Annotated in this window: 20 protein-coding genes; 15 read left to right on the top strand and 5 right to left on the bottom strand. The window is 69.6% G+C overall.

Annotated features, from left to right (window positions below):
- The first annotated feature begins 53 nt into the window (after nt 1-53).
- The 3 genes from ACU6WY_RS05355 to ACU6WY_RS05345 are packed head-to-tail and all read left to right on the top strand — an operon-like array spanning nt 54 to nt 3,336.
- Nucleotides 54-770, top strand: coding sequence for an alpha/beta hydrolase (locus ACU6WY_RS05355; RefSeq protein WP_483821419.1), 717 nt, complete (start codon nt 54-56; stop codon nt 768-770).
- A complete protein-coding gene (locus ACU6WY_RS05350) occupies nt 767-2,239 on the top strand; it encodes an aldehyde dehydrogenase family protein (protein WP_483821418.1) in 1,473 nt (490 codons plus the stop codon). Before ACU6WY_RS05355 ends, ACU6WY_RS05350 begins: the two co-directional genes overlap by 4 nt.
- A complete protein-coding gene (locus tag ACU6WY_RS05345; protein ID WP_483821417.1) occupies nt 2,236-3,336 on the top strand; it encodes an NAD(P)-dependent alcohol dehydrogenase in 1,101 nt (366 codons plus the stop codon). Before ACU6WY_RS05350 ends, ACU6WY_RS05345 begins: the two co-directional genes overlap by 4 nt.
- Nucleotides 3,337-3,679: 343 nt before the next feature.
- Here ACU6WY_RS05345 and ACU6WY_RS05340 read toward each other — a convergent pair whose 3' ends face one another.
- Complete coding sequence (locus tag ACU6WY_RS05340; RefSeq protein WP_483821416.1) at nt 3,680-5,131, bottom strand: HNH endonuclease; 1,452 nt, start codon at nt 5,129-5,131, stop codon at nt 3,680-3,682.
- Nucleotides 5,132-5,437: 306 nt separating this feature from the next.
- On the opposite strand from ACU6WY_RS05340, the gene ACU6WY_RS05335 reads away from it, so the two are divergent.
- From ACU6WY_RS05335 to ACU6WY_RS05310, 6 genes are all read left to right on the top strand, one after another.
- Nucleotides 5,438-5,890: a hypothetical protein gene (locus ACU6WY_RS05335; RefSeq protein WP_483821415.1), complete on the top strand. Its 453-nt coding sequence runs from the start codon at nt 5,438-5,440 to the stop codon at nt 5,888-5,890.
- A gap of 140 nt (nt 5,891-6,030) precedes the next feature.
- Nucleotides 6,031-6,738, top strand: a complete 708-nt coding sequence (locus tag ACU6WY_RS05330; RefSeq protein WP_483821414.1) for a response regulator transcription factor — start codon at nt 6,031-6,033, stop codon at nt 6,736-6,738.
- Complete coding sequence (locus tag ACU6WY_RS05325; protein WP_483821413.1) at nt 6,735-8,126, top strand: sensor histidine kinase; 1,392 nt, start codon at nt 6,735-6,737, stop codon at nt 8,124-8,126. The genes ACU6WY_RS05330 and ACU6WY_RS05325 overlap by 4 nt, the downstream gene beginning before the upstream one ends.
- A gap of 62 nt (nt 8,127-8,188) precedes the next feature.
- Complete coding sequence (locus tag ACU6WY_RS05320; RefSeq protein ID WP_483821412.1) at nt 8,189-8,839, top strand: hypothetical protein; 651 nt, start codon at nt 8,189-8,191, stop codon at nt 8,837-8,839.
- The gene (locus tag ACU6WY_RS05315) at nt 8,836-10,992 is read left to right on the top strand and encodes an MMPL family transporter (RefSeq protein ID WP_483821411.1); all 2,157 of its coding nucleotides are present in this window, start codon (nt 8,836-8,838) and stop codon (nt 10,990-10,992) included. The genes ACU6WY_RS05320 and ACU6WY_RS05315 overlap by 4 nt, the downstream gene beginning before the upstream one ends.
- Nucleotides 10,993-11,064: 72 nt before the next feature.
- Nucleotides 11,065-11,901 (top strand): CPBP family intramembrane glutamic endopeptidase, encoded by an 837-nt coding sequence (locus ACU6WY_RS05310; protein ID WP_483821410.1) that lies wholly within the window; start codon nt 11,065-11,067, stop codon nt 11,899-11,901.
- A 53-nt stretch (nt 11,902-11,954) separates the two neighbouring features.
- Here ACU6WY_RS05310 and ACU6WY_RS05305 read toward each other — a convergent pair whose 3' ends face one another.
- A complete protein-coding gene (locus ACU6WY_RS05305; RefSeq protein ID WP_483821409.1) occupies nt 11,955-14,054 on the bottom strand; it encodes an FAD-binding oxidoreductase in 2,100 nt (699 codons plus the stop codon).
- A gap of 128 nt (nt 14,055-14,182) precedes the next feature.
- Here ACU6WY_RS05305 and ACU6WY_RS05300 point away from each other — a divergent pair, with 128 nt between their 5' ends.
- The 5 genes from ACU6WY_RS05300 (at nt 14,183) to ACU6WY_RS05280 (ending at nt 18,234) form a co-directional block, all read left to right on the top strand.
- Complete coding sequence (locus tag ACU6WY_RS05300) at nt 14,183-15,106, top strand: LysR family transcriptional regulator (RefSeq protein ID WP_483821408.1); 924 nt, start codon at nt 14,183-14,185, stop codon at nt 15,104-15,106.
- Between the two features lie 152 nt (nt 15,107-15,258).
- Nucleotides 15,259-15,978, top strand: a complete 720-nt coding sequence (locus ACU6WY_RS05295; protein WP_483821407.1) for a hypothetical protein — start codon at nt 15,259-15,261, stop codon at nt 15,976-15,978.
- Nucleotides 15,956-16,369 (top strand): phage holin family protein, encoded by a 414-nt coding sequence (locus tag ACU6WY_RS05290; protein WP_483821406.1) that lies wholly within the window; start codon nt 15,956-15,958, stop codon nt 16,367-16,369. The genes ACU6WY_RS05295 and ACU6WY_RS05290 overlap by 23 nt, the downstream gene beginning before the upstream one ends.
- Nucleotides 16,366-16,941 (top strand): DUF3618 domain-containing protein, encoded by a 576-nt coding sequence (locus tag ACU6WY_RS05285; protein WP_483821405.1) that lies wholly within the window; start codon nt 16,366-16,368, stop codon nt 16,939-16,941. Before ACU6WY_RS05290 ends, ACU6WY_RS05285 begins: the two co-directional genes overlap by 4 nt.
- A 177-nt stretch (nt 16,942-17,118) precedes the next feature.
- Entirely contained in the window at nt 17,119-18,234 is a 1,116-nt protein-coding gene (locus ACU6WY_RS05280; RefSeq protein ID WP_483821404.1) for a mechanosensitive ion channel family protein, read from the top strand.
- A gap of 47 nt (nt 18,235-18,281) precedes the next feature.
- On the opposite strand, the gene ACU6WY_RS05275 is transcribed toward ACU6WY_RS05280, so the two are convergent.
- The 3 genes from ACU6WY_RS05275 to ACU6WY_RS05265 form a co-directional block, all read right to left on the bottom strand.
- On the bottom strand, nt 18,282-18,572 hold the full coding sequence (locus tag ACU6WY_RS05275; protein ID WP_483821403.1) for a hypothetical protein: 291 nt from the start codon (nt 18,570-18,572) through the stop codon (nt 18,282-18,284).
- A 591-nt stretch (nt 18,573-19,163) separates the two neighbouring features.
- A complete protein-coding gene (locus ACU6WY_RS05270; RefSeq protein WP_483821402.1) occupies nt 19,164-23,159 on the bottom strand; it encodes an alpha/beta hydrolase in 3,996 nt (1,331 codons plus the stop codon).
- Between the two features lie 297 nt (nt 23,160-23,456).
- A complete protein-coding gene (locus ACU6WY_RS05265) occupies nt 23,457-25,205 on the bottom strand; it encodes a hypothetical protein (protein ID WP_483821401.1) in 1,749 nt (582 codons plus the stop codon).
- Nucleotides 25,206-25,898: 693 nt separating this feature from the next.
- On the opposite strand from ACU6WY_RS05265, the gene ACU6WY_RS05260 reads away from it, so the two are divergent.
- Complete coding sequence (locus tag ACU6WY_RS05260) at nt 25,899-26,333, top strand: recombinase zinc ribbon domain-containing protein (protein ID WP_483821859.1); 435 nt, start codon at nt 25,899-25,901, stop codon at nt 26,331-26,333.
- The last annotated feature ends 23 nt before the right edge of the window (nt 26,334-26,356 follow it).

Below are 26,356 nucleotides of genomic sequence, written 5' to 3'. Positions count from 1 at the left end.
ACGGAGACTGGGCCCGACGACGCCGAGGTCGTCCCCGTCCGAGGAGCGCACGCATGACCCTTTCCCCTCCCCGCATCCTTCTCGTCCACGGGGCCTGGGCCGGCCCCTGGGTGTTCGATCGACTCGCCGACGAGCTGCGCGGGCGCGGTTTCCTCGTCGCCACCGTCGCTCTGCCCACGATCGGCAGCACCCTGGATATGTACGCCGACGCCGCGGCGATCACCGAGAAATTGGATGCCGCTGACGGACCGGTGACCCTGATCGCCCACTCCTACGGCGGCATTCCCACCACGCAGGCGGGCGACCACCCGGCGGTGGAGCGGATCGTCTACGTCGCGGCGTTCGCCCTCGACGCCGGGGAGACCCTCCAGCAGGCCGTGGGCGGCGGGTTTCCCGAGTTCTGGGGCGTCGCCGACGGCATGGTCTCGATGGGCCGGTCCCGTACGGAGCGGATCGCCATGGTGGCCGCCGATCTGCCGTCGGACGCGCCCGCCGATCTCGCGGCGCAGATCGCCGATACGTTCCGGCCGCAGTCCCTCGCGGCGTTCACGACACCGGTGACCCGCGTCGCCTGGCGTGCGAAGCCGACGACGTACGTGCTCACCGAGCGCGACGCGCTCGTGCCCACGCCCTTCCAGGAGCACCTTGTCGCCCGCATGGGCGCTGACGTGGTGCGGGTGCCCACGGGGCACACGCCGTTCGAGGACGACCCGGTGTGGTTCGCCGGCGTGCTCGCGGATGCCCTCGAGACCGCCGAGACGACCCGATGAGCGCTCTCACCGCCCCGGCGATCGCGCCCGGTCGCCTGTTCATCGGCGGGCAGTGGCGGGATGCCGCGGACGGCGGCCGCATGGACGTCCTCGCCCCGTCGACGGGCGAGAAGATCACCGACGTCGCCCGGGCGACGGTGGCCGACGTCGACGCGGCCGTCGCCGCCGCCCGCGCCGCCTTCGACGACGGGCCCTGGCCGCGGATGTCCAGCCGGGAGCGGGCCCGCATCGTGCAGCGGGCCTACGCGCTCATGCGCGAAAGAGCCGAGGAGCTCGCCCAGGCCGAGAGCCTCGACGTCGGCAAGCCGATCACCTTCGCCCGTCTCGTCGACGTCAACAACGCGGCCGAACTGTACGAGTACTACGCCGCGCTCGGGCACCGGCTCGACGGGGACGTGCGCGAGATCACCGCCGACGTGCACGCATACGTCCGGCGCGAGCCCCTCGGGGTGGTCGCCGCGATCACCCCGTTCAACTTCCCGCTGATCCTCTCCAGCACGAAGATCGCCCCGGCCCTGGTCGCCGGCAACACCGTGGTGCACAAGCCCGCGAGCGACACTCCGCTCACGGCCCTGCTCATGGCTGATCTGCTGCGCGAGGCGGGCGTGCCCGACGGAGTGTTCAACGTCGTGACCGGACCCGGCGCCGCCCTCGGCGACCACCTGGTCGCTCACCCGGACGTCGACAAGGTCGCGTTCACCGGGTCCACCGAGATCGGGGCCCACGCGGCGGCGCTGGCGGGGCGCAGCCTGAAGCCGTTCACCGCCGAGCTCGGCGGCAATGCCGCGAACATCCTGTTCGCGGACGCCGATCTCGACCGCGCCATCCACACCGTGATCTCGGCTTTCGTCTTCAACGCCGGGCAATTCTGCATGGCGGGACCGCGGCTGCTCGTGGAGCGCTCGGTCTACGGTGTCGTGCTCGGCATCCTGAAGGACGCCGTGCCGCAGGTGCCGTTCGGCGACATCGCCGACCCGGCCACCGTCGTCGGACCGCTCGCGAGCCGCGTGCAGCTCGAGAAGGTCGCGAGCATGGTGGAGCGGGCCCGGGCGGCCGGTGCGCGGGTCGTGACCGGTGGTCACGCCGTGGAACGGGGCGGCGGCTTCTTCTACGCCCCCACGGTCCTCGCCGATCTCGATCCGGCCGCCGAGATCGTCGTCGACGAGGTGTTCGGGCCCGTCCTGACGGTGCAGCCCTTCGACACCGAGGACGAAGCGATCGCGCTCGCCAACGGCACGCGGTACGGCCTGGCCAGCGGCATCCAGACCTCCGACCTCGCCCGGGCGCACCGCGTCGCCGCGCGCCTGCGCGCCGGGATCACGTGGGTCAACGGCTGGGCCATGCTCGACCCCGCGGTGCCGTTCGGCGGGGTGAAAGCGTCGGGGTGGGGCCGCGAAGGCGGTCCCGAGGCGCTGGAGTCGTACCAGAAGGCGCATTCGATCGTGTTCGACCTCGGTGGTCGGGCATGACCGCCGGGCGCGCCGCCATCGTCGAGGCGCCGTCTCGGATCGCCGTCGCCGACGTCGAGTACGCCGATCCCGGGCCCGGGGAAGTGCTTGTCCGGCTCACCGCGACGGGTCTCTGCCACACCGATCTCGGGGTGCTCGCCGGCGGCATTCCGTTCCCCACCCCGGGGATCATCGGGCACGAGGGGGCCGGACGCGTCGAGAAGGTCGGGCCCGGCGTCACCGCGGTCGCGCCCGGGGATGCCGTGCTCTTGAGCTTCACCTCGTGCGGCGCGTGCGACTCCTGCGTCAGCGCCCACCCCGCGTACTGCGACACGTGGCTCCCCCGGAACCTCCTCGGCGGCATCCGTCCGGAGGGGACGGCGGGGATCACCCGCGACGGCGAGCCGGTGGCGGCGCACTTCTTCGGGCAGTCGTCGTTCGGGACGTACGCGATCGCCGACGAACGCTGCCTGATACCCGTCGCTGACGACGCCGACCTCACCGTTCTCGCCCCGCTCGGATGCGGCGTGCTCACCGGCTTCGGGTCGATGTGGAACGTGCTCGATCCGGGGCCCGCCGACGTGGTGGCCGTGTACGGGGCCGGGGCCGTCGGCCTGTCGGCGATCATGGCGGCGGCGATTCGGGAGCCAGCCAGGATCATCGCGATCGATCGCGTTGCCGCGCGGCTCGATCTCGCGCGCGAGCTCGGGGCGACCGACACCGTCGACGCGTCGAGCGAGGACGTCGCCGCACGGCTGGCTACTCTCACCGGGGGGCGCGGCGTCACTCTGGCGTTCGACACCACGGGTCACCCCGGGGTCGCGCGCACCGCGCTGGATGCCGCCGCCGTCCGGGGAACCGTCCTGGTGTGCGGCGCTCCGCCGCCGGGCACCGAGATCGCCGTCGACATCCAGGGCATCCTCACCGGCAAGGTCCTGCGCGGCGTGACGATGGGCGACACGGAGCCCCGCGATCTCATCCCCCGGCTCGTCGCGCTCCAGGCCGACGGGCGCCTGCCGCTGGAGAAGCTCGAGAAGCGCTACGCCCTCGACGACATCGCGAGCGCCATCGATGACATGCACAGCGGCAGAACCGTCAAGCCGGTGATCGTGTACTGAGAGCACCGCGCCCGTGCGGCAGGCGCGACCGGTCCACGCCGCAAGCGCACCCGCCCCACATCGCACGCACGCCGCCACGCCGCAGGCGCACCTGCCCCACGGCGCAAGCGCACCCGCCCCACGCCGCAGGCACCCCGGACGCACGACCGGCCCACGGCGCAAGCGCGACCGACCCACACCGCAGGCACCCCGGACGCACGCACGCCGCCACGCCGCAGGCGCACCTGCCCCACGGCGCAGGCGCCCGGACGCACGACCGGCCCACGGCGCAAGCGCCCCCGCCCCACGCCGCAGGCACCCCGGACGCACGACCGGCCCACGGCGCAGGCGCGACCGATCCCCGTCAGAACGGGGCGGGTTCCGCGACGGGCGGGGGCGGCGGATCGGGGACGAACCGGACCGCCGGGGAGTACGGGAGGGGTTCATCGATATAGACCCTCCCCGTCGGGGACGTCCACTCGAGCACTCCCCCGGCGAGCTGTCTCACCTGCCAGCGGGTGAACTGTTTCTGCGTGTGGTGCCTCTGGCAGAGATGGCAGAGGTTACAGACCTCGGTCTTGCCGCCGAGCGCCGCATCGTGCGTGTGATCGACCTCGCATCGCACGGCAGGGGCGATGCACCCGGGCCACCGGCAGTGCCGGTCGCGGGCGCGGAGGTAGCGGTCGATCGCGGCGGTGCGCTGATAGGTGTCGACGTGCAACACGGCGCCGGTGATCGGGTGCGTGATCACGCGGTCCCACGGCACCGACGTCGCCTCGGCGATCGCACGGGCCGTTTCTGCGTCGATGGGGCCGTGCCCGACGAGCGCAGCGGGGTCGAGGTTCTCGCTGCCGGGCTGGAGCATCGTCAGCGCGGGAACCACGACCTGCACCTTCGCGCGGATCGCCCCGAGCGTGCCGGGGCCGTCGTCGACGCGGGTCGGGTCGGCGTCGGGCGCCGCGGTCAGCAGGAGGTCGGCGAGGATGTCGGCGCGCACCTGATCGACCGTGCGGATGTCGGCGTCGACCGAGGCCGTACCCGGCGCGGGCAGAACGCCGCCGTCCAGGGCGGCCCCGCCGTCAAGGGCGGCCCCGCCGAACGCAGGCAGGACCTCACCCTCGGCCTCGACGGGCTCCGCACCGGACGCGGACGCGACGCCGGGACGCGCGTCGATGAGCGCGCGGCCCTGCTGGGTCAGCCGGTCGTAGATTCCCACCGCCAGCACGGTCGGCAAGGTGGCGATCAGATCGGACATTCCGTTCTCGCCGGGCACGACTCTCACGTTTCGCGTCGCGCGCCCGGCACGATGCCGTTCGGTGATCGTCGTCGGCTGCAGCCGTTCGGCGAGAGCCATGAGCCGGGTCTTCAACCGCCCGGGGCTCATCCCCTCGGCGGTGGCGACCGCGAGCACATCGAACTCGCCGCGCCGCTCGGCGGGCACCGGGTGCCCCGCATCGACGATCGCCCACACGTGGGCTCGCGACAACGCCCCCGCCTCCCACGCGGCGAGCGTGACGGGGTAGTCGTCGACGAGCTCCACCGCACGACCGATCTGCGCCTGCAGCGATCGATCCGAGAGGTGTTCGGCCGCGGCGATCTCGGATGCCACCTCGCGCAACGCCATTTCTGCGGCCCTCGACGACGCGCGCTGGGCGGCCATGGCGTCGAACGCGAGGTGCCCGGCGCGAGCGAGCGCCCGGACCCGTCGGGCCTCGGCGGCGGCCAACTCGGCGTCGGCCTCGAGCACCTCGCTCAGCACCGACGACAGGTCGTCGTGCCCGCCGTGGGGCGCTGGTTCGGGGTGCGGGGAGTGCATGCCTGCATGCTAACGAGGGCCTCCGACATCTCGCCGCGTCCGGGGAGGCAAATGGGGACAACCTCCGAGATTCCCTGCCTGGGGAGGAAGGGCCACGACCCCCGCCGCATCCAGGGCATCACCTCCGTACCCGCGCCTCGCCTCGCCTCGCCTCGCCTCGCCTCGCCTCGGCACCGTGCCCACGCCCCGCCCGCACCGAACCCGCCCCGCACCGCACCCGCCGCGCACAGCACCCGCCGCACCCCGCCCCGGCACGGCGCCCTCCGACCTCACTTCCACGACTGAGTCACCCGCTACCCTCGGGCTGTGGGATTCTCGCCGTGGGGGCTGGCGATCGCGCTGGCGGTCCTGGCCCCGAGCCTTCTGCTCCTCGTTCTGCCGCCGCGGCCTCCGCTGCCCACCGTGCGGGTCTCCCCGGTGCTGTCGACGCTCGAACGCGGCGGTCAGGCGGCGTGCCTGGTGATCCCCGTCATCGTGCTGCCGGCGCCGCTCGCCTGGGCGTGGGCGGTGCCGATGGCCGTGTGTCTCGCCGCTTACGTGGCGCTGTGGATCCGCTACGTGCGCCGGCGGGATGCGGGCACGCTCTATCGCCCGTGGGGCCCGGTGCCCGTACCGATGGCGGTGCTGCCGGTCGCGGTCTTCGCGACCGCGGGCGCCTGGCTCGGCGTGATCTGGCTCGTCCTCGCCGCGGGAGTGCTGGCCGCGGGCCACATCCCCACGTCGCTGGCCGTCGCCCGGGCGCTCCGCACACGGGGCTGAGGCGCACACGACCCGCGCAGCCGTGCACCCACCCGGCACCCACCGCGCCCCGGCCCACGCAGCCGTGCACCCACCCGGCACCCACCGCGCCCCGGCGCACGCACCACACCCCCACACCGCGCACGCTTACGCTGGGGGCCATGGAGGTGCAGCGGACCCCGGAGGCGCCGACGCGCGTGCTCGTCGTCGACGACGACGAGGGCATCTGCCTGCTGCTGGAGTCGCTGCTCGCCGCACCGCGCTACCAGACGGTGAGCGTGGGCACCGCGGCCGACGCGTTGCGCATCGCCCGCGCCGATGACTTCGACGCCGTTCTGCTCGACCGGTTCCTCCCCGAGACCGACGCCGTTCACATCGTCGCGCCGCTCCGGGCCGCGCTCCCCGCGGCCGCGATCGTGATGTTCAGCGCGGTCGACGACGTCGAGGGACGCGTTCTGGGCCTCCGCGCCGGCGCCGACGACTTCCTGACGAAGCCGTTCCACGTGTCCGAGGTCGTCGCGCGCATCGAGGCCGTCCACCGCCGCGGCGGCGCCGCGCCGACCGACCCCCACGTGCTGCGCTACGCCGATCTCGAGATGGACACCGCGGGCTACCGCGTGTGGCGCGACGGCACTCCCCTCACGCTGACGCCGACGGAGTTCCGGCTGCTGCAGTTCCTTGCCGAGAATGCCGACCGGGTGCTGTCGCGCGGACAGATCCTCGACCGGGTGTGGGGGTACGACTTCGGCGGCGGCGAGGTCGTCGAGAAGGCGGTCTCGACGCTGCGCCGCAAGGTCGACGCGGGGCGGGAGCCGCTCATCCAGACCGTCCGCGGGTTCGGGTATTGCCTCCGCGCGGAGACCACGTGAGCGCGCCGGCCAGCCGACGGTCGATGGTGCGGACGCTGCGCCAGCGCGTCCTCCTCGTCGTGGCGGTGGCGGTGGTCCTGCTCGGCGTGGCGAGCGTGTGGGGGCTCCGCATCGTCACCGACCGCAACGCCGAACGCCAGGTGCAGATCGCCGCGCAGGCCGTGACGACCTGGGGCGCCGACGTCGAGGGAGGCGTGCGGGTCATCGACAGCGGGCATCTCGCGGCGGTGGACGCGGCATCCACGGTCGTCGCCCTCCTCACCGACGACGGCCGCGTGATCGTCGCCAGCTCCCGGCTTCCGGTGACCGTCTCGATGCTCGAACAGATCTCGGGGTCGCTCGAACCCGGCGAGACGGAGCGGGCGGATGCCAACTCCCAGACGATCCTCTTCACCGAGATCCCGCTGCCCGGTGACGTGCTGTACGACGACGGAACGCGCACGCCCGTCGACCGCGCGCTGGTGGGCATCGGCGTCGAGGGATCCGATCGGCTCGTGACGGCCCTCGCCGTGGCCGCCGCGGTTCTCGTCGCCCTGGTGCTGGCCCTCGTCGCGGTCGTGGTGACGATCGTGGTCTCGCGCACCACCCGCTCGCTCACCGATCTCTCCGACCGGGTCGAGCGCGGTGCCCTCGACGGCCTCGCCGAGTCTCCGGCGGCCGAGTTCGCCGAGACCGGGGCGATCGCCGGCGCCATCGCGCGCCTGGATCAGCGACGGGATGCCACCGAACGACAGCTGCGGGACTTCGTCGCCGACGCGTCGCACGAGCTTCGCACCCCACTCACGAAGATCCAGGGCTGGTCGGAGCTGCATTTCCAACGCCCGACGGATGCCGAGATGACCGACCGCGCCTTCCAGAGCGTCGTCGAGGAGTCCGAGCGCATGCGCCTGCTGGTCGACAAGCTCGCTCAGCTCGCCCGCGCCGAGGGCGACGACCAGGTGCACGAGCCGGTCGAGCTGTCGGCGATCTGCCGCCGGTGCGTCGAGGATGCAGCGCTCCTCGAGTCCGGAGCGACGGTGCGGTGGCTCCCCTCCCCGACCGCGTCGGTGCTCGGAGATCCCGTCGCCCTGACCCAGGTCGTGCGCAATCTCCTCGGCAACGCCCTCCTCCACGCCGGGCCCGACGTCACCGTGACGGTCTCGGTGACACGTGAGGAAAATCGGGTCGAGATGGTCGTCGCAGACGACGGTCGCGGCATCCCTCCCGCCCTCCGCGACCGGGTGTTCGACCGGTTCGTCACGGGAGATCGCCGCACCGGAACCGGGCTCGGCCTCGCGATCGTGCGGGCGATCGTGCTCTCGCACGGGGGGACGGTGGAGCTCACGTCGGAGCCGGGAGCGGGGACCCGCGTGACGGTGCGCCTGCCGGCCGCACCTCCCTCGGCCTGATCGTCAGCTTTTCGTCAGGATCGCGTCCGGATCCCGGGAGGACGCCGCGTTGAGGTGGGGGCATGACCCCACGCAGGAAGAAAGCGATCGTGGCGGGGGCGATCGGCCTCGCGGCGATCGCCGCCGTCGCGGCCATCGGTGAACTCGTCGCGCGCACCGAACTCGAGAATCGCGCCGCGGCGTTCGCGGGCACACTGCCGGGGGTGACGACCGCTCTGGCGGGCGGCCCCGCTCTCGGGCAGTTGGCCGGCGGGCGGATCGACATCGAGCTCTCGGTCTCGGATGCCGCTCTGACCTCGGTCGCGGCCTGCCGCACCGAGCACGACCTTGCTCTTCACGCGACCGCGGGCGCTCTGATCGCCACGGCCGAGCGGACCGTGCGCGGCATGACCCTTCCGGTGGAGGTGAGGCTGATCCCGCAGCGCGACGACGATGGATGGTCGCTCGTCGCGGACTCGGTGAGCGCCGGCGGCATCTCGCTCCCGGCCGCCCGCGCGGCGAAGCTGCTCGCGGGACGCGACGGCGGGACGCGCCTGCTGGAGGGTATCCGCCTCCCCCAGGACGAACGGTTCGCCCTGACCTCGGTGAGCTTCCGCGACGGCGCGGCCGTCGTGACCGCGAGCGCGGCGGTCGGCCCGGCGAACGGTGGCGACAGCGGCGGCGGTCTCTCCGATCTGCGCTCGTGCCTGGCATCCGGGGAGGACGACCGATGAAGCGCATCGTGGCCGCCCTCGCCCGGTTCTGCGCCCGACACCGGTGGCTCACCCTCACCGCCTGGGCACTGGTCGTCGGGGTGATCTTCGGCGCCGGCTTCGTGATCGGACCGAACCTGCAAGACGAGGTGGAGGTGGGCGGCAGCGACAGCCAGGCCGCGGCCCAGCTGCTCGAGGAGAGGCCCGGGGCCGAGGGGGAGCCCGGGACCGAGGGGGAGCCCGGGACCGAGGGGGAGCCCGTCGTGTCGAGCCGGATCGTCCTCGCCGGCGACGACATCGCCGGGCAGACCGAGGTCATCTCCGAGGTGGTCGACGGGCTGAGCCAGGCGACGGGCGAGACGATCGCGAACCCCCTCGACGACCCGGTGGATGCCACGCGGGCCGGCACGCTCGCACCCGACGGTGATGCGCTGACGCTCACCGTTCCGGGCGACCCCAAGGAGGAGGGCTCGAACTGGCGGACCGCGGTCGACGACGCCCTCGACCCGGCGCGGGAGGCGGGGCTGGAGGTCGCGATCGGAGCCCCGCTCGGCACGCAGCTGGATCGCGCGGGCACGATCAACAGCGAACTCGTCGGCGTCGTCGCCGCCCTGATCGTGCTGTTCCTCGCGCTGGGGTCGGCGACCGCCGCGGGAATCCCGGTCGCGACGGGCATCGTCGCGGTCGCCGGGGGCGTCGGCACCGTGTGGCTGCTCAGCCACGGGTTCCCGATTCCCGAGAGCGCCGTGACCCTGGCGGTGATGGTCGGCCTCGGGGTCGGGATCGACTACGCCCTGTTCCTGCTGTCGCGCTTCCGCGAGGCGCTGCGCGGCGGCACCGAGGTCGTCGACGCCGTCGAAGAGACCGCGCGCAGCGCCGGCGAGGCCGCGATGGTCGCCGGGCTCACCGTCGCCGTCTGCGCCACCGGCCTGGCGATCTCGGGCGTGGAGTTCGTCGCGTGGTTGGGCTTCGCCACCGCCATCGTGGTCGTGTTCGCCGTGGCATCCACTCTCACGCTCACTCCGGCCGTGCTCGCCCTCGTCGGGCGCCGCGCCCTGTCGCGCCGCGACCGCCGCGCGGCCTCGCTCGATGCCACCCCCGCCGGGCGCCGCCCGTGGGAGCGGATCGCCCCGCGCCTGACGCGGCACCCGATCCTGGCCGGGGTCGTGTCGCTGGTGCTGCTCGTGGCGATCTCGCTGCCGACGCTGGCCCTGCAGCTCGGGCAGTCCAGTGCCGGCAACGCCGAACCCGACTCGAATCAGCGTCGGTCGTTCGACCTCGTCGCCGAGCACTGGGGAGCCGGGCAGAACGCACCCCTGCTGCTCGTCGGCGAGGGAGAGGATGCCGCCGTCTGGGCACCGTTGCGCGAGCAGATCTCTGCCCTGGAGGGGGTGAGCGCCGTGTCGCCTCCCGTCGCGAACGACGGCGTGACCACGATGCAAGTGATCCCCGACACCGGCCCGAGCGACCCGGCCACCGCCGATCTCGTGCACGCGCTGCGCGCCGAGACGATCCCCGCGAGCGAGGTCGACGCGCACGTCGGCGGCGCGGTCGCCACCCGCATCGACCTCAGCGATCGCATCGCCGAGCGCCTGCCCTGGCTCATCGGCATCGTCATCGCTGCCGCGATGGTGCTCGTGGCCTTCACGTTCCGTTCGGTGCTGCTGCCGGTGAAGGCGGCGCTCTGCAACGCGCTGTCGATCACGGCCGCGTTCGGCGTGCTGGTGTGGGTGTTCCAAGAGGGGCACGGCGTGGAGCTGTTCGGACTCGACGGACCGATGCCACTCGACCCCTACGTTCCGATGATGCTGTTCGCGGTGCTCTTCGGCCTCTCGATGGATTACGAGGTGTTCCTCCTCACCGCCGTGCGCCAGGCCTGGCTGCGCGGCGCGACACCGAAAGACGCGGTCACGCGGGGGCTGGCCGACACCGGCGGCGTTATCTCGGCCGCCGCGATCATCATGATCGCCGTGTTCCTCAGCTTCACGTTCAGCCCCAACCCGGTGATCAAGGTCTTCGGCGTCGGGCTGGCCGTGGCGGTGTTCGTGGATGCCACGGTGATCCGGCTGCTGCTCGTTCCGGCGATCATGACGCTGCTGGGAAGGAGCGCGTGGTGGTGGCCGGGCCGCGGCCGTCGTCGCCGAGGCACCGCGGATCTCCCCGCCCTCGACTGACCACCGGCGAGGGGCGAAAGTCCCCTCGCCGCGACGCGGCGGATGGCACTCTTGCCTCGAAAGGAGCCCGACATGACCACCGTCCCGCAGCGAGAAGACCGCCCCGGCGGCCTCCTGGTCTTCCTCGTCGTCACCTTCGCCGTCACGTGGGCGATCTGGATGCCGATCCTCTTTCAGGCCCAGGGGCCGGGGCTCGACGCGATGCCGTGGACGTTCTTCCTCGCCTCCGTCGGTCCGCTCTGCGGCGCGGTGGCGGCGTCGCTCTGGGAGGGCGGAGCGCGCGGACTCGGGGCCTGGGCGCGCCGCGCCTTCTCGGTGAGGTTCCGCCCCGTCTGGTGGATCGCGGCGATCGGCATGCCCGTGGCGTACTTCTTGATCGCCTGGATCACCGTCGCCCTCGTCGCCGGCGCCTGGCCCGACCCGGCGCTCTTCGGCGTTACCGACAAGCTTCCCGGGCTGTCGTGGCCGCTGGTCGCCCTGGTGTGGGTGATCACGTTCGGTCTCGGCGAGGAGTCCGGGTGGCGCGGGTGGCTGCTCCCCGCGCTGACGCGGCGGATGTCCGCCTTCTGGGCCGCGCTGGTCGTGGCCGGCGTGTGGATCTTCTGGCATCTGCCGGCGTTCTTCTTCAACCCCACCTACACGCAAATGGGGGCCGGCGTCATCGGGTGGATGCTGGCCCTCGTGTGCGGTTCGTTCCTGCTGGCGTGGATGACCGTGGGCGCCGGAGGGAGCATCGTGCCCGTGCTGATCTGGCACGCCGGCTTCGACCTCCTCACCGCGGCCGATCAGTCCGCCGGCGTCATCGCCTCCACCGTGAGCGGAATCGTGATGACGCAGGGGGTGCTGTGCGCGTGGCTGCTCTGGCGCAGACGCACGGTCGCCCGCACGCCCGCGCTCGTCACCGCGTGAGCGCGACGGGAGGCGAGGGATGCCACTCCCCCGCCTCCCGTATCGGTCACCGGTCAGACGAGCCCCGAGTGCGCTCCCGGGGAGACGTCGACGCGGAACAGGCCCTCGGCATCCACGCGGGCGCGGACCGCATCGACGGCGGCGATGTCGCCCTCGGGGAACGACCGGGCCGGACGGTGCCGTTCCGCCGCCAGCGTCGGCGCGGTGTACCCGGTCTGCCAGCGGCGGACCTGCTCCCACTGCGCGTCGATCGCCGCCTCGGCGACCTCGCGCCCGGGCTTGCCGTGCAGAGCGAGATTCAGCCACCCGAACGCACCGCGGTAGTGGCCCACGACGCCGGCCCCCTCGGGGCGCTCCGCGAGGGCGCCACCCAGCTGACGCAGTTCCGAAATGAGCACCGCGGAGTCGGCGGTTGCGCGCAGGAAGTCGGCGACGATCCCGTGCGCCTGATCCGCGTCGGTCGGTGCCGCCGCTCCCACGAGGGCGTGGGCCGAGGAGTGCGCCGGCGCGAACGGGGCATCCATGTGGGTGTGCGCGACCTCGGCCGGGTCGGCGACGCGCCACGTGTCCAGGCGCGGGGCCGCGGCCGACCGGAGACGAGCGAGCAGCGTGCCCGCCGCGTCTCGCGCGGTCACGTCGCCGTTCACGGCGGTGCCGTCGACGACGAGCACCGGCCGGCGCGAGAGCGCGAACGGCATCCCGGGCAGCGGAGGGATGCTGAGCACACGAAGCGAGGTCGTGATCGCCGACGGAGCCTCGGCCGACCACCGGGCCCACTCGTGGGCGACCGCCTCGGCATCGGAGAGCTCCCAGACCGTCGTGCCGGTCACGATCTCGCCGGGCGCGAAGGCGCGCACCGTGACCGCCGTGATGACCCCGAATCCGCCACCGCCGCCGCGCAGCGCCCAGAACAGCTGGGGATCGTTCTCGCGGTCGACCCGGCGGTGCTCGCCGTCGGCGGTCACGATCTCGATCGACTCGATCGCGTTCGCGGCCACGCCCGTGTGCCGCCCATAGGCCGACAGCCCACCCCGAGAGAGGTAGCCCACGACGCCGACGAGGGCGGAAGACCCGTGGGGCACCGAGAGTCCGTGCGCCGCCACGACGGGGACGACCTCGCCCCACGCGCGCCCCGCCGGAATGCGCACGGTGCGGCGGGCGGCATCCACCGTGATGGGCTCGTCGATGGCGACCTTCAGCAGGGCGCTGCCGCTCAGGTCGGCCAGACCCGCGGCAGCGTGTCCTGTGCTGTGCATGGCCACGCCGAGGCCGCGCGCGCGGGCGGTGTCGATCGCCTGGCGCACGTCGTCGACCGAGCGGACGGTGGTGGCCGCCGCCGGACGCAGGGCCACCGTCGCATCGAACACCGCGGATGCCGCCTGGTAGGCACGCCCGCTCGAGGTCAGCGGCGCCGACGCGATCGTGCGGCGGCCCACGGCGCGTCCGATTCCCGCGGATGCCGCCAGCACCGCGAGCACGACGAGGAGGGCGGGGACTCCCCCGCTGCGCCACGCGAAGCTCGCGACCAGGGCCGCCAGCATGAGCGCGGCCACGGGGTGCTCCGACAGGCGCGGCGGCGCGGGGAGAACGAACACGGGCGTGCGCGGACCCGACACGGTGTCGACGCTGATCGCGGCGACCGCGGCGGCAACGAGAAGGGCGAAGGTGGCGACCAGCACGGGCGCGACGACGACGGAGGCCGCCGCGAGGATCGCCAGCGCAGACGCGGCGGCCGCGAACGTCGGGAGCCCCGCGTCTGCGAGCCATCCGGTCGCGGCCATGACGGCGATGACCGCCCCGAGGCCGAGCAGGAGCCCGGCGAGGAAGGGAATCGCCGCGGCGTGCGCGAGGGTGGCCGCACCGAGAAGGACGAGTCCGACGAGCACGAACCGACGGCGCCCCCGGCGGGCGGAGACGTTCGCCCCCTGGACGAGGGCGAGGGCGCTCCCGAGCGCGGCGCCGACCGCGTCGGCGATCGCGGCGCCCGCCGAGGGAGCGGCGGCCACGGAGCCGACCGCCACGCCGATCGCGCCGATCGTGAGGAGGGACGCGGCGACGCTCGAGACGCGCGCGGCGCGCCCCAGGGTCGGCGCGCTCGGCACAGCCGCAACCGCTTCGGCAGCACGCGAGGGGGCCGCAGCAGAGAGGGACATCGTTCTTCTTCCTTTCCGTCGATGACAGGGTCGACAGAAAGGATGCGGGGTTCCACCCATCGATGTACAACGACTAATTTCGTTCGCAGCGATCGATGTTTCCGATGGGAGTAAACGTGGACCCTCGCATGCTGATGGCCTTCATCGCCGTCGCCGAGGAGGGCGGCTTCACCCGAGCAGCGGAACGCCTGCACCTCGTGCAGTCATCGGTGTCGGCGTCGGTGAAGGCCCTCGAGAGTTCGACGGGCCTGCAACTCCTCCACCGTGGCACCCGCGCCGTCACGCTCACCCCCGAGGGCCGGTCGTTCCTTCCCGCGGCACGGGCCGCGGTGGCGGCGCTCGAAGAGGCGAAGGACTCCGCCGCGGCCCTCGCGGGCGGCGGGATCGGCGGCCACGTCGCCGTCGGCGTCCTCGCCACCCCCGACATCGTCTCGATCGCCACCGCCATCGCGACGCTTCACCAACGGCATCCGGATCTGCGTATCTCGGTGAAGTCCGCCCTCGGCGGGAGCGTCGCCCTGCAGAACGACATCCTCGCCAACGTGCTCGACGTGTGCTTCGTCGTGCTGCCGTTCGCATACTCGCCCGAGCTGACGGTCGAGCCTCTGCTCACCGGGAAGTTCGTGCTGGCCTGCGGAACCTCCCACCCCTGGGCGGAACGCTCCTCGCCGGTCGAGCCCGAAGAGCTGTCCGGGGCGGGCATGGTGGAGTTCCCCCGAGGGTTCACGCTGCGCGAGTCGACCGACCGCGAGCTCATGGCACGCGGTATCGCCCGTCGCACGATCGTGGAGGTGCCGCACCTCGACCTCGTCAGCGGCTACGTCGCCGCGGGCGTGGGCGTCGGCTTCCTCACCGAAGCGGTCGCGCGCGACCACCCGGGCCTCGTTACCCTGCAGACGCCCTGGATCGATATGCAGTGGACGGTGGCGGCGGCCTGGGCGAACACCCGGCGGCTTTCCCGCGCGGCCGAGACCTTCCTCGACACCGTGCGCGACAACTGCCGGCGCGCGATCGAGCGCGACGAGACGCTGTCTGCGCCGGATGCCGTCTGAGGTCAGCGCGAGAGCGCGCCGGACGGTTTCTCAGCATTCCTGCGCGCGAGTGACACAGCTCTCGCGATAGCGCAACCCGCGCGGAGATCGATGTGCCGCCGTATTACACCTGTCCAGCGACCAGAACCGGTCGCGCGAAGAGAGGACAGGCCATGTCAAGTGGATTTGACTCCAGTGGTAGCCAGATCGATGGGGCGGTGACGGGCCACCCGGGCACCGCGGAGAAGGCCACGTCCGAGGCCAGCGCGGTGAAGGACTCGGCGACCCACGCGGCGTCGGACGTGGCGCACACCGCCAAGGATGAGGCCGTCGCTGTCGCCGGCGCGGCGAAGTCGCAGATCAAGGATCTGTACGCCCAGAGCCGCACCGAACTCAGCGGCCAGGCCTCGCAGCAGCAGGAGCGTCTCGCGAAGGGTCTCGAGGCCGCCGGCGATGAGCTGGGTTCGATGGCTCGCGGCTCCGAGGGTGGCGGCATCGCCACGGATCTCGTGCAGCAGCTCTCGAGCCGCGTGTCCGGCGCGGCGTCGTGGTTGAGCGACCGCGAACCGGCGGACGTGCTCGACGAGGTCACGCGGTTCGCTCGACGACGCCCCCTCGTCTTCATCGGTGGAGCCGCGCTCGCCGGAATCGTGGCCGGCCGTCTCGTGCGCGCTCTCGCCGCAGATCACAACGACCAGTCGTCCTCCACGGCCGGGGCCGCGCGTCCCACGTCGTCGCCCTCGGCATCCCCCCGTGTCCCGGCGACCGGAACGGCGCCGATGCCCGGCGCGACGTCTGTCACCGTCGCCGAGCCGGTGGGCGACTCCCCCCTGTTCGACTCGACCGCGAACACCCGACGGGAGGGTCAGGATGAGCGACCCGACACCGTCTGAGCAGCGCGCCGCATCGTCCAGCCTCGGTGACCTTCTCGGAGAGGTGACCCGCAACCTCTCGACGCTCATGCGTCAGGAAATCGCGCTCGCCAAGGCCGAGCTGACCGAATCGGCGAAGACATCGGCGAAGGGCGCCGGCCTCCTCGGAGGCGCGGGGTACGCGGCATCCATGGTGGTGCTGTTCCTATCGATCGGCCTGTGGGCCGCACTGTCCGAGCTCGTGGGCGGCGGCTGGGCCGGCGTCATCGTCGCGCTCGTGTGGGCCGTGATCGCCCTCGTGCTGTACGTCGTGGGCCGAAAGCAGATGAAAAAGGTAAAGGGCGCCCCGCAGACCGCGGAGACCCTGCAGGAAATCCCGCAGACATTCCAGAGGAACGAGGAAAACAAATGAGCGATTCACCCGAGGCCATTCGCGCCGATATCGAGCACACTCGCGTCGAGCTCGGTCAAGACGTGGATGCGCTGGCCGACAAGGTCAACCCGTCGAAGATCGCCGACCGACAGACCGCGAAGATCAAGGGCGTGTTCGGCTCGTTCCGCGACCGCGTGATGGGTGCTGCCGACGACACCTCGTCCTCTGTCTCGTCGGCCGCCTCCGGTGTGGCCGAATCGGGTTCGAAGATCGCCCACGCCGCGAAGGGCAAAGCCGAGGGCAGCCCTCTCGCGGTCGGGCTGATCGCCTTCGGCGCGGGACTGCTCGCTGCGGCTCTCATTCCCGCCTCCGAGAAGGAGAAGGGCCTTGCCGCCTCGGCGAAGGAGCAGGCTCAGCCGCTCGTCGACGAGGTGACCGACGTCGCCAAGCAGGCCGCGTCGAACATGAAGGAGCCCGCGCAGGATGCTGCGGCCGCCGTGAGCGAGCGCGCCCGGGAGGCCGCCGGCACCATCAAGGACGAGACGACGGATGCCACCGACTCGGTCAAGGACCGCACCGCAGAGGCGCAGAGCAACCTCAGCGGCAGCTGATTCGAACCCCGGGGGCGGGCGCGTGGCTCGCCCCCGGATCGCTGGCGCTTGACGCTCACGCTGCCCGGGGTGGCATCCATCGCATCGACGTTCGCGCGCCGCGATATCGGGCCTGTCCGTTTGCCCCCGCCCCGGGGCCCGCCTCTACCGTGGACAGATCCAATCGGGAGGACGCGCGTGACCGAAGAGATCGAGCAGAACTGGCAGAGCTGGGGCGGATTCGCGATCGTGGCCGGCGTGGCCGTGGGGGTCGTAATCGCGATCATGATCGTCGTGGGCGTGGCGCTCACGCTCATCGGCCGCCGGAAGAGGTGGGCGGGCCAACTCCGCGAACGAGTGAGCTGGCCGTTCCGGATCACCCTGCTGCTCGTGGCTCTCACGGTTTCGATCTCCGCTCTCCCCGTGAGCGCAGGCCTGCGCGGCGGCCTGGAGCATCTGTTCGGCATCCTGGTCATCATCGCGGGGGCGTGGCTGCTCGGTCAGCTGTTCCTCTTCTTCGTCGACAGCGGGAGCCAGCGCTATCGACTCGTGGAGAGCGACACGTTCTCTGCACGAAAGATCCGCACCCAGCTGCAGATCGTGCGCCGCCTGGTGATCGTGGTGATCGTCGTCGTCGCGGCCGGCGGCATCCTCATGACCTTCGATGCCGTGCGCGCCGTCGGCGCGAGTGTGCTCGCCTCCGCTGGCATCGCGTCGATCGTCGCGGGCCTGGCCGCCCAGTCGGTGCTGAGCAACCTGTTCGCGGGCGTGCAACTCGCCTTCAGCGAGGCGATCCGCGTCGGCGACGTCGTCGTGGTCGAAGGCGAGTACGGCCGCATCCAAGAGATCACGCTCAGCTACGTCGTGCTGGAACTCTGGGATCAGCGCACCCTCGTGCTGCCGTGCACGTACTTCACCACCAACCCGTTCGAGAACTGGACCAAGCTCGGCCGAGCGCTCCTGGGCACCGTCTACTTCGACCTGGACTGGCGCGTTCCTGTGGACCAGATGCGGCTCGAGCTCGAACGGATCCTGGCCGAGACGGAGCTGTGGGATCGCGCCGCGCAGGGAGTACAGGTGACGGATGCCGTCGGCGGCACGCTGCAGGTGCGCGTCCTCGTCAGCGCCGACGACTCCGGCCGGCTGTGGGATCTGCGGTGCCTCGTGCGCGAGAAGCTCGCTGAGTGGGTGCGCACCGCGCACCCCGATGCACTCCCCCTCCGACGCGTGCAGATCGACGAGAAGCCGATGGATGCCACGGTCGTGCGGGAGCAGGGGCCTTCGGCGCCGCAGTCTGGCACGGCCTTGGGCTGAGGCGTTTGGGATCGGGACCCATGGGGCCTTCCTGAGGCGTCCCCGTTTCAGAGCCCAGTCGAGCTGAAGAATCTCCACACGGCATAGCCGATCATCACCGCTCCCATCAGCACGCCAAACCCGCCCGCGACTCCAACCCAGAACGCACTTTGAAGACGCTCGAGGAGTTCACTGAGACCCCTCCCGAACCACCGCATCTCTCCGCGAACGGTCGCTCGATATATTCGCTCGCGTTGGCTGACAACCACCACACCGATGATCAGAAGAATGACCCCAAGAATCAGGTTGGGTGCGGCGGGAGCGGGGATCTCCTTTAGAGAAAAGAACAGCACTTCCATCACCAACCCCACCTGCCTTGCACGCCGCATCCAGCCCTTGCTCCGAGGGAGCACAGCCGCCGTAGTACACCGATGGGCCGTCTTCCTGGACACGACCTATTCCGTAAGTGCCGACGGGGCCAGCCGCAAGAGTACAACTTCCTCCCGCGAGGAACCCACTTGCGCCCTATTCGCGTCTGAGCGGCGACGTGTCGTCGACTTCCCATTCGCCAGATCCTTCGGCATAACCCCATCGTCTTTTCCAAGCCCGGGAGCCTCCAACAAACCCGGGGCGCTTCAACGAGACCCCTGGCGCGCGGTCGAGCAGGTCGAACTCGCAACGCTCGAATGGGTGTGATGGTGGAACAACTCCCGCCTCCACGGCGCGCTCGACATGCGCACCCCCAACGAGGTCGCGGACACGTACTACGCTCACCAAGAATCATCCAAACCGGCACCCGCCGGACAATGCTCCCGATAGGAACGAAAGTCAGGCCGATTCAGTCAACGGGTGGAACGCCCTCTCCTCGCAAGAATCTGGCGATGCGAGGATTCTCCTTCGCTGAGCAATTCGACATGAGCTCAGAGATTGACGTTCAGTTGCGGGATGCCTCAGGCTGCACGTCGATGAAGGTACGCGGCAACCGTGGGGGGACAGTCGTCGCGCGCAGCCAGTCGTAACGCGGTGCCGTCCCGGTCAGAGATGAGTCCGTTCAGGACGGTCTCGGCGATGGCCTGTTTGTTTGCTTCAGGCACAGATGCCCACTGCCTCTCGATGGCCGGCCAACGATCGGGAGCGGCCCGCACCAACGCCGCGAGGTTCTTGGCAAGGACGCGAATCGCGCCCTGTGCGACTGCGCCGGCGTCCACTTCGGTCAGTAGATCGATCACTAACCGCTCCATCGCATCGATCCCCAGGATCGGTTTCACAAGGCGCCGCAACGCGTCCGAATATTGGTTGTATGTCGCACTCAAGAGCGCGGACTGCTCGCCTGCGGAGATTGCGCCGACGATGCCCGAACGGTAGATGTCGAGAAGCTGATGCAGTTGGTCCGGGGTCGGATGTGATTCGCGTGGGCCGTCGTGAACGATGGTCGCGAGAAGCGCAAGCAGGGCACCGCTCGCCTGGGGATCCTCTTCCCGCTGCAGTGCGATTCGGAGCCGTTCTGCGACGAATGCCGTTCCGGTGAGGGTCCATGATCCCGTCGCTGCATCATGGCGAAGGTGCTCGGCCAGGTTGCTGACGACTCCGTCATTGCGTGCCCTCAACAGATTGATCGTCCAGGGCAGGCGGTCGGCCCGCTCCTGCGCAGACAGCTGTTCCCGGGCGCCCAGGATTGCGTTCATCATCGCCTTCTGGTCGCGAAGACGGTTCGAATCGAAAGCTCCGTCGACCCGCGCCCGGGCGTCGACGTCGGCATACGACATTATTCCCCACACCGCTCTGAGGCGTTCATTGGCTGATTCATCGAAACGCTCCAGCAGGGGCTTGAGTTCATCCCACTCCCGCTTGGTGCCATGCGGTCCGAGCGCGTCTGCGACCGCGTCAACCGACGACGCGACGATCGAGACCCATTGCGGGTTGCTTGGGTGCACGTCGTCCCGCCCTGAAAGTTCCGTAAGCAACGACCCGAGCACTTCGGAGTCGACGGCAGCCACCTTCACCATCGCGGGCCACGCTCGCCTCGGTTCGATATGTGCAACGGTCCGCAGCATCGCGACCAACTCCGTGGCGCGCGCAGGACTGAGCGTGGCGCGCAGCTGCAGCGCGATTTGAGATAGGGCTGCCACCGCAACCCGGTCCTCATCTACACCGCAGTTCAGTACCGCTTCAATCGCCCAGTCCGGGTGGTCGTCGGCGAGAAACAGGGTTGCGTTGATTAGTTTGTCGCGAGGAATCTCGAGACGGGGCCGAAGGCACTCCGAGACCATCTCACCTGCTTCGATGCTGTCCCGGCCGAAGCCGACCACACGGACCTGGACTGCGTCCCACAGATCTGGCATCCTCTGTCCGAGAACCTCCCGCCAGCTGTGCCACCCTCGTCGAGTCCGCGCGTCCTGATCCAGCCATTCCGCCTTCAACAGCTCGACACAATCGATAACGGCGCCCGGGGGCACGGGCGACGCCAGCGCGACGTCGAGGAACTCCCTGCGGGCCACGGGATCGGCAGAGTCGACTGCGGCGCAGATCGCTCGTCTCCCTGCGACGGGCAGCAGTCGATAGCGCGCTAGGGCCGTGGTCAGCAGCCCCAGGTCTCTTCCGGTGTCGCCTTGAAGGATCGCCCGAAGGAATCGTTGCGCCTCGGTGTCGATCAGCGGATCGCGTTGCCTGTACCGAGCGATCAGTGCGTCCAGAACATCCGCCAACGCAGAAACAGCGGTCGCATGGGGCAGGCGCACGATGAGGGAGCCCAGCGCGTGCACGACGGCGGTCAAATGAGACTCGACGTCCTCGACGATCGTGATCAGGATGCCCACCACGGCGGGCACGTCTTGGCCAGCGGCATCTTCGAGCAGGTCAACTGCTGCCGCGAACTCCTCTGGCTGTTGGGTAGCGATTCGGTGAAGAAGCTTGCTTGTCTGTTCTACGTCGTCGAGCGAGAGTGCACCGATAATGCTGACCCGAGCCCCCTCGATGAAGTCGATGGGAATGAGGCTCTGGATGGCCTCAAAACGTTGGGGGGAGAGCTCATGAAGCAGGAGATGCCCGATGACCCCCCAGTAACCGGAGATCCTGGATCGCAAACCGTTGCCGAGGCGTTCCAGATCGGATTGGCTCCCCCCAACGGCGAGGTACTTGGCCACGGAGAACTCCGCAAACGTCTGGTGGAAGAAGTGCAGTCTCCCACCCATTCGGCCGAGCACGCCCTCGCTGATAAGTTCGTTTGTCGATTGGGTGTCATCAATCGGAGCCACGTCCTCGATGAAGCGACTAACGCTCTCATCCCAAATGTCATTCGCGACTTGGAAGGCCGCCTGCTCTTTCGCGACCGCCGCGGCCGTGTTTCGCCGACCATCGCGTTCTGCGCTCACCCGACTCGACCAATATTCGGAGTACAGCCGTGTAGCTGTGAGATTATCTGGCAACCTACCTGTGCTTACGTACAACTGGCACGCCATCGCGAGGCGAAGGGGAACCCCGAGCACCGCGAGCCCGCGCTTCACTTCGAGCGCCAATTCGACGCTGAATCGGAAGGCAAGCGCTTTGTCCGAGGCGACCTTCTTCGCGGTGAGATATGCGTCCACCCACTCGAGCACTTGATCCCGATCGAGTGGTGGCACCGGTGCCGACTCCAGCGCGAGGGTGTCTGAGAATGGCGCAAGCAGATCGTGCCATTCTCGGGCGCGACACGTCACGATGACGTCGCCTACCTGGCTGAGGCGGCCGAGAAGGACGGCAATCTCGTCCCCATTGGATTGATTCAGAAGCAGGTCAATTGTGTCGATAATTACGACTGGTCGAGGCTCAAGGTTCTTTACGCGTGCGGTGAGAGTGCCTTCTTGGCTCCCGGAGAGTGCTCCGAGCGCTGCATCAATTTGATCGGCTTCGGAGGTTCGCTGGGATAGCCGCAACATCGAGCACGCGACAAGGACTACGGGGCGGAGTCCATCGAGCGCGTCGAAGAGTTGACCCGTCAGTACAGACTTGCCTAGACCTCCCTCTCCGAACAGGATCTGGATCGGCGTACGGAACTCGAGTACCCGCTCTAAGAGGTTGGTTCGCGTCATCGACGGGAGGATGTCCGGCGTTAGTTCGTGCCGGGCAGATCGCGACGCAACGGCCAATGCTGCGGCCGCGTCTGAGGCCGTTGCCGTGGTACCGGCGGTCACCGACTCGGGTTCGCGGTCAGCTAAGGTTTCGCGGACGAACCGAGTCGTCTGCTCGTAGACAAAGTCGTCGCGATCAATGGGCGTTGCAATGCTGTTGTGATCGGCATCGACCGACAGCAACCGTGCGTCGTAAATCCCTGGATCCGCCGAAGCTGCGGTGACGACGATCAGGCCACCGGCGACGGGCCGGTTCTCCGTGAGTACGAGGTGTCGAGGACGCCCTTCTTGCGCGACCCAACTGCTATATCGGCGAGACAGGTGTGTCAGATGCGGGTCATTATTCAGCAGGGTGGCAATTGCTCGGGTGCCGCGTAGTCCACGGATTCGGCTGGCGAGTGTCGCCAATGCCGAACCGGTGTGCGGGGTTGCCAGGAAGACGACGCCGCGGCAGCGATCTGCGACGCGTCTGTCGTCGCTGTTCGAGCTCGCCTGCGATTGAAGCAGCATCTCTTTGATGACTAGGCCGCCCAGGCTATGGGCGACAAAAATGATGGGGCGCTCTCCGATTCCGTGCGCGCGAAGGGTAGCCAGCACGTTGGTCGCGCGGTCTTCCAGATGCATTGCGGTCCCGAACCAGCGCGAGGCTGCCGAATCGTACGAGAGCATGCCAACCCGAACATTCGGAAACTCTTGCTGTAACCATTCGGGCCAGAATGAACCCGGCACGCGGCGCTGACGCCAATCGGTCGCGCGACTCCCGCGCAGCATACGCAGGCCATGGACGAACACCACATCGGCGACAGCACCCTCACCCGAGGTCAGCGCTCGGAATGGCATAGGTCTCCTCTCGACTCCGTTGCGACCGTATCGTGTTCGCGAGGGATGCCACGTGACTGTGGTGATGTCTTTGTGCGTCGACGCCTCTCAGTTCGTTCAGTCGGCGGTCGGGACGTGAGAGCCCACGAGATGGATCTCAAGGCCGCATTGACGGAAAGCCGCGTGAGGCTACAGCAGCAACTGCAGCTATCCAGTCACCACCCGCGCAGCCACCCGACGGCTATTGACGCCACGCTGCATCAATTCAACCTGTCACCGATTCGTTCCTCACGCCCGGCCGACAGATCGACCAGAAGATCAGAAAGCGGTCGCGCCCGCGTCGCCATCGAAAACCTGCTCGTCTGTGCTTGGCGACCACCCCAAGCCCCTCACGACCAGTTCGAGCACGAGGTCGCCGCTCCGCCCACGGAAGTGGCTCTCGTTGCCGATGGACGTCGCTTCCGCCGTCGCGATCGCGGCGTCGCGGTCGCCGAGCCGCGAGACGATCCGATCGAAAACCCGCGACGCCTGGTAGGCGACCGTTGCGGCGCGTTCGTGGGCGCAGCCCGGCCCGCAGAGCTCGAAATGCGATCCGCCGATCCGTTCGAACGCGGAACGGAACGCGTCCGTGGACCATTCCTCGTCGGTCCGCAGCCACTCGATCAGTTCGCGGCGTTCCGGGATCCGGTCGTCACATCCGCGGCGGAGCTCCTCGTCGGGCGAACCCCCGAGCGCCGCGTCGACGTCCTCCGGAAGCGCCCGCATCGGGCTGAGGCCAAGCACGACGCGGAACACGACGTCAGTCGCGGCGGTGAGCGGCAGCTCGAAATCCTCCCGGAAGTGGTCGCCAAGCTCTTCCGGCGCGTCGATAGCACGCTGCACCCACCCGACGAAGCTGTTGACGCCGTGCGCGGCGGCCTTCTCCTTGCTCATGCCGCGGTTCCGTTCGTAGGCCGAGGCGGCGTTGCGTGCCGACGTCCACGCCATCCGGTACAGCTGGCCGAGAGAGAAGTGCTGGGCGCCGCGGTGGGCGTGGCTCCGCAACGTCTCGAGGTGATGGTCGGCGGGGTCGGGGAATCCGTGATCGGAAAGCTGGTGCCGGAAGTAGCGGATCGCTTCCTCCGTGACAAGCGCGCGTGCCAGATCGCGCAGTTCCTTGCGGTGGGTAGACCAGAGCACGTCGAGCTTGAGGTAGTCGCGCACGTAGCCCGCGAACCGCTCCAGCCGGCGGCCGAGTGGGCCGTCGCCCGGCGCCATGAAGTTCGTCCGCTCCGTGTAAATGCTCGATCCGAGCACCGCCGGTTCCTCCTCGTCCCACACGAACGCGTTCGACGGCGATGACGGGTGGATGAGCAGCAGGTGGGCCCGCCAGGCGTCCGCGAGGAGCTCCACTGACAGGTCGACGTTCGGCGCGATCTGAGCTTCGTCGTAGCGTCCAACTCGGATGGTCCCCGTGGAATCGCTCACGGCCTGGATGACGGCCAGCGCGCCAATGCGGGCGGTCACCGAAGCGTGCTCGAGGTCGTACTCGCCGGGATCGTCCGTCTCGGTCGGATACTTCGCCGCGACGGCGGCGCGACGCCGGCCTTCGAGCGCCGCCTCGCCCTGCGCCCGAACCGCGTCCTGCTCGCGGCTGATCTCCGCCGCGGCCCGCGCCCGCGTGTCGTCCTCGGCCTTTTTCTGCCGCTTTGCGAGCGCTGACGGATCCAGCACGGCGGCCGACCGCTGATTGACGGTGCCGTTGCAGTCGCGGCATTCCGGCGCGAGCCCGCGACGGGCGTCGGCAAGCGTCTGTCGGGAGCCGAGGGTGAGCGGTCCGCCGCAGGTCGGGCACGCGAAGGTCGGGGAGGTCGCCACTCCCCCAGCCGCGGCAGCGTAGTGGACCGTGCCGGACCAAGGCTTGAAGTCGATCTCGGTCGTCTTGCGCGTCCAGACGACGGCGTCGGAGTACCCGTCAATCCCGCCGAGCTCCCAGTACAGCCGCGCGACTTCCTGGAGCTCCGCGGGAGCGTGGGCGGCGGGCACAAAGTCGAACTCGAAGTCGGCGGGCAAGACGCTGTCGGGCATCTTCGGATGATAGCCAGCCGGGACGACACCGCGCGTTGTGGAATTTGCTTCAGGCCGAGCCTTTCACGTTCGCGATCATGCTTCATGAACCTCGGTCCGCTCGGTCCGCTCTTGCACGATGCCGGCTTTGATTCAGCATCTGTGCTCGTCGTCCGCCATGCCACTTTGACTAGGCCCGGTGCACCGTGTTCGCAGCTACGGTCACTGCAAAGTCGATGTCGATATCGGAAGCCCGAGTGGCGGACCGTTCCGCGTAAGCTCCCACCACGGCTACGAGTTGAAGAGGCGGCGGACCGCTCCCGGGTAGGAGAAGTCCGCCGCCTGTGATCACCCGAGTTGGACGACGCGCAGCTGTCGGTGTGGCGCGTATTCCATCATCAAGGTCGCGCCGACGATGACGTCTATGTACGTCTGCGGTTCGCTCGGCGCTGCTCGCCACTCGTCTGAGTTCAGACCTTGCAGTTCGACCTGACACAAGGTCGAACCGATGAGGAGCTTTCGCGCGACGGCGGGCACGTCCGTGCTCCGCCCGTTCCGGTCGGGCAATCCAACGAGAACGGCGTCACCAGCTAGCCGCGCTTGTCTTCGTGCGAGCGGCGAGTGGTACCACCACAGGTATGTCGCGCGTCGGTTGTATGGCAAGGACTACTCTTCTGCGGGCAGTGCGAAAGTGACGGCAGACACCGACGCTTGGTGTACACGCAGAACACGGGAAACGGCGGCACGTACGAGTACTGGGGCTGCTCCGGCAAACAGCGGGACAGCTGCCCAGTGGGCACCATCCGCATGGACGATGTCGAGGCAGCGGTGGCGCGACGAGTCGCTCAAGAGAGACTCACTGACGAGGACGCCAGCGTCCTGGGCGCTGCGCTCGACGAAACGCTGGGCGGAAGCCAGGCGGCGCAGCTTCAAGCGCGAAAGTCGCTCAACCTCGAACTCAAGAAGCTCGAGGCTCAAGAAGAACGCCTCATCGACCTGGCACCGAGAGGAGGACACGATCGATATCCACGCTCGGCGCACAGACATCAACGCGGCAATCCACCAACGCCGCCCAGGAAGCGGCAACGCGGGGTTATAGGCCAAAAAGTGTGTATGGGATGGTCGTTTAGCCGCGTGATTTCGCGGTGAATCGGGGATCGGTATGGTCCGCG

It is taken from the genome of Microbacterium sp. ZW3a (assembly GCF_057167165.1).
Note: the sequence above shows the minus strand (reverse complement) of the source record. Positions and strands in the feature narration are given on the sequence as shown.

What these genes read in the sequence shown, in the direction of transcription:
- ACU6WY_RS05355 (WP_483821419.1), top strand. Translation starts at nt 54, where the DNA reads ATGACCCTTTCCCCTCCCCGCATCCTTCTCGTCCACGGGGCCTGGGCC.
- ACU6WY_RS05350 (WP_483821418.1), top strand. Translation starts at nt 767, where the DNA reads ATGAGCGCTCTCACCGCCCCGGCGATCGCGCCCGGTCGCCTGTTCATC.
- ACU6WY_RS05345 (WP_483821417.1), top strand. Translation starts at nt 2,236, where the DNA reads ATGACCGCCGGGCGCGCCGCCATCGTCGAGGCGCCGTCTCGGATCGCC.
- ACU6WY_RS05340 (WP_483821416.1), bottom strand. Translation starts at nt 5,131, where the DNA reads ATGCACTCCCCGCACCCCGAACCAGCGCCCCACGGCGGGCACGACGAC.
- ACU6WY_RS05330 (WP_483821414.1), top strand. Translation starts at nt 6,031, where the DNA reads ATGGAGGTGCAGCGGACCCCGGAGGCGCCGACGCGCGTGCTCGTCGTC.
- ACU6WY_RS05320 (WP_483821412.1), top strand. Translation starts at nt 8,189, where the DNA reads ATGACCCCACGCAGGAAGAAAGCGATCGTGGCGGGGGCGATCGGCCTC.
- ACU6WY_RS05315 (WP_483821411.1), top strand. Translation starts at nt 8,836, where the DNA reads ATGAAGCGCATCGTGGCCGCCCTCGCCCGGTTCTGCGCCCGACACCGG.
- ACU6WY_RS05310 (WP_483821410.1), top strand. Translation starts at nt 11,065, where the DNA reads ATGACCACCGTCCCGCAGCGAGAAGACCGCCCCGGCGGCCTCCTGGTC.
- ACU6WY_RS05305 (WP_483821409.1), bottom strand. Translation starts at nt 14,054, where the DNA reads ATGTCCCTCTCTGCTGCGGCCCCCTCGCGTGCTGCCGAAGCGGTTGCG.
- ACU6WY_RS05300 (WP_483821408.1), top strand. Translation starts at nt 14,183, where the DNA reads ATGCTGATGGCCTTCATCGCCGTCGCCGAGGAGGGCGGCTTCACCCGA.
- ACU6WY_RS05295 (WP_483821407.1), top strand. Translation starts at nt 15,259, where the DNA reads ATGTCAAGTGGATTTGACTCCAGTGGTAGCCAGATCGATGGGGCGGTG.
- ACU6WY_RS05290 (WP_483821406.1), top strand. Translation starts at nt 15,956, where the DNA reads ATGAGCGACCCGACACCGTCTGAGCAGCGCGCCGCATCGTCCAGCCTC.
- ACU6WY_RS05285 (WP_483821405.1), top strand. Translation starts at nt 16,366, where the DNA reads ATGAGCGATTCACCCGAGGCCATTCGCGCCGATATCGAGCACACTCGC.
- ACU6WY_RS05275 (WP_483821403.1), bottom strand. Translation starts at nt 18,572, where the DNA reads ATGGAAGTGCTGTTCTTTTCTCTAAAGGAGATCCCCGCTCCCGCCGCA.
- ACU6WY_RS05270 (WP_483821402.1), bottom strand. Translation starts at nt 23,159, where the DNA reads ATGCCATTCCGAGCGCTGACCTCGGGTGAGGGTGCTGTCGCCGATGTG.
- ACU6WY_RS05265 (WP_483821401.1), bottom strand. Translation starts at nt 25,205, where the DNA reads ATGCCCGACAGCGTCTTGCCCGCCGACTTCGAGTTCGACTTTGTGCCC.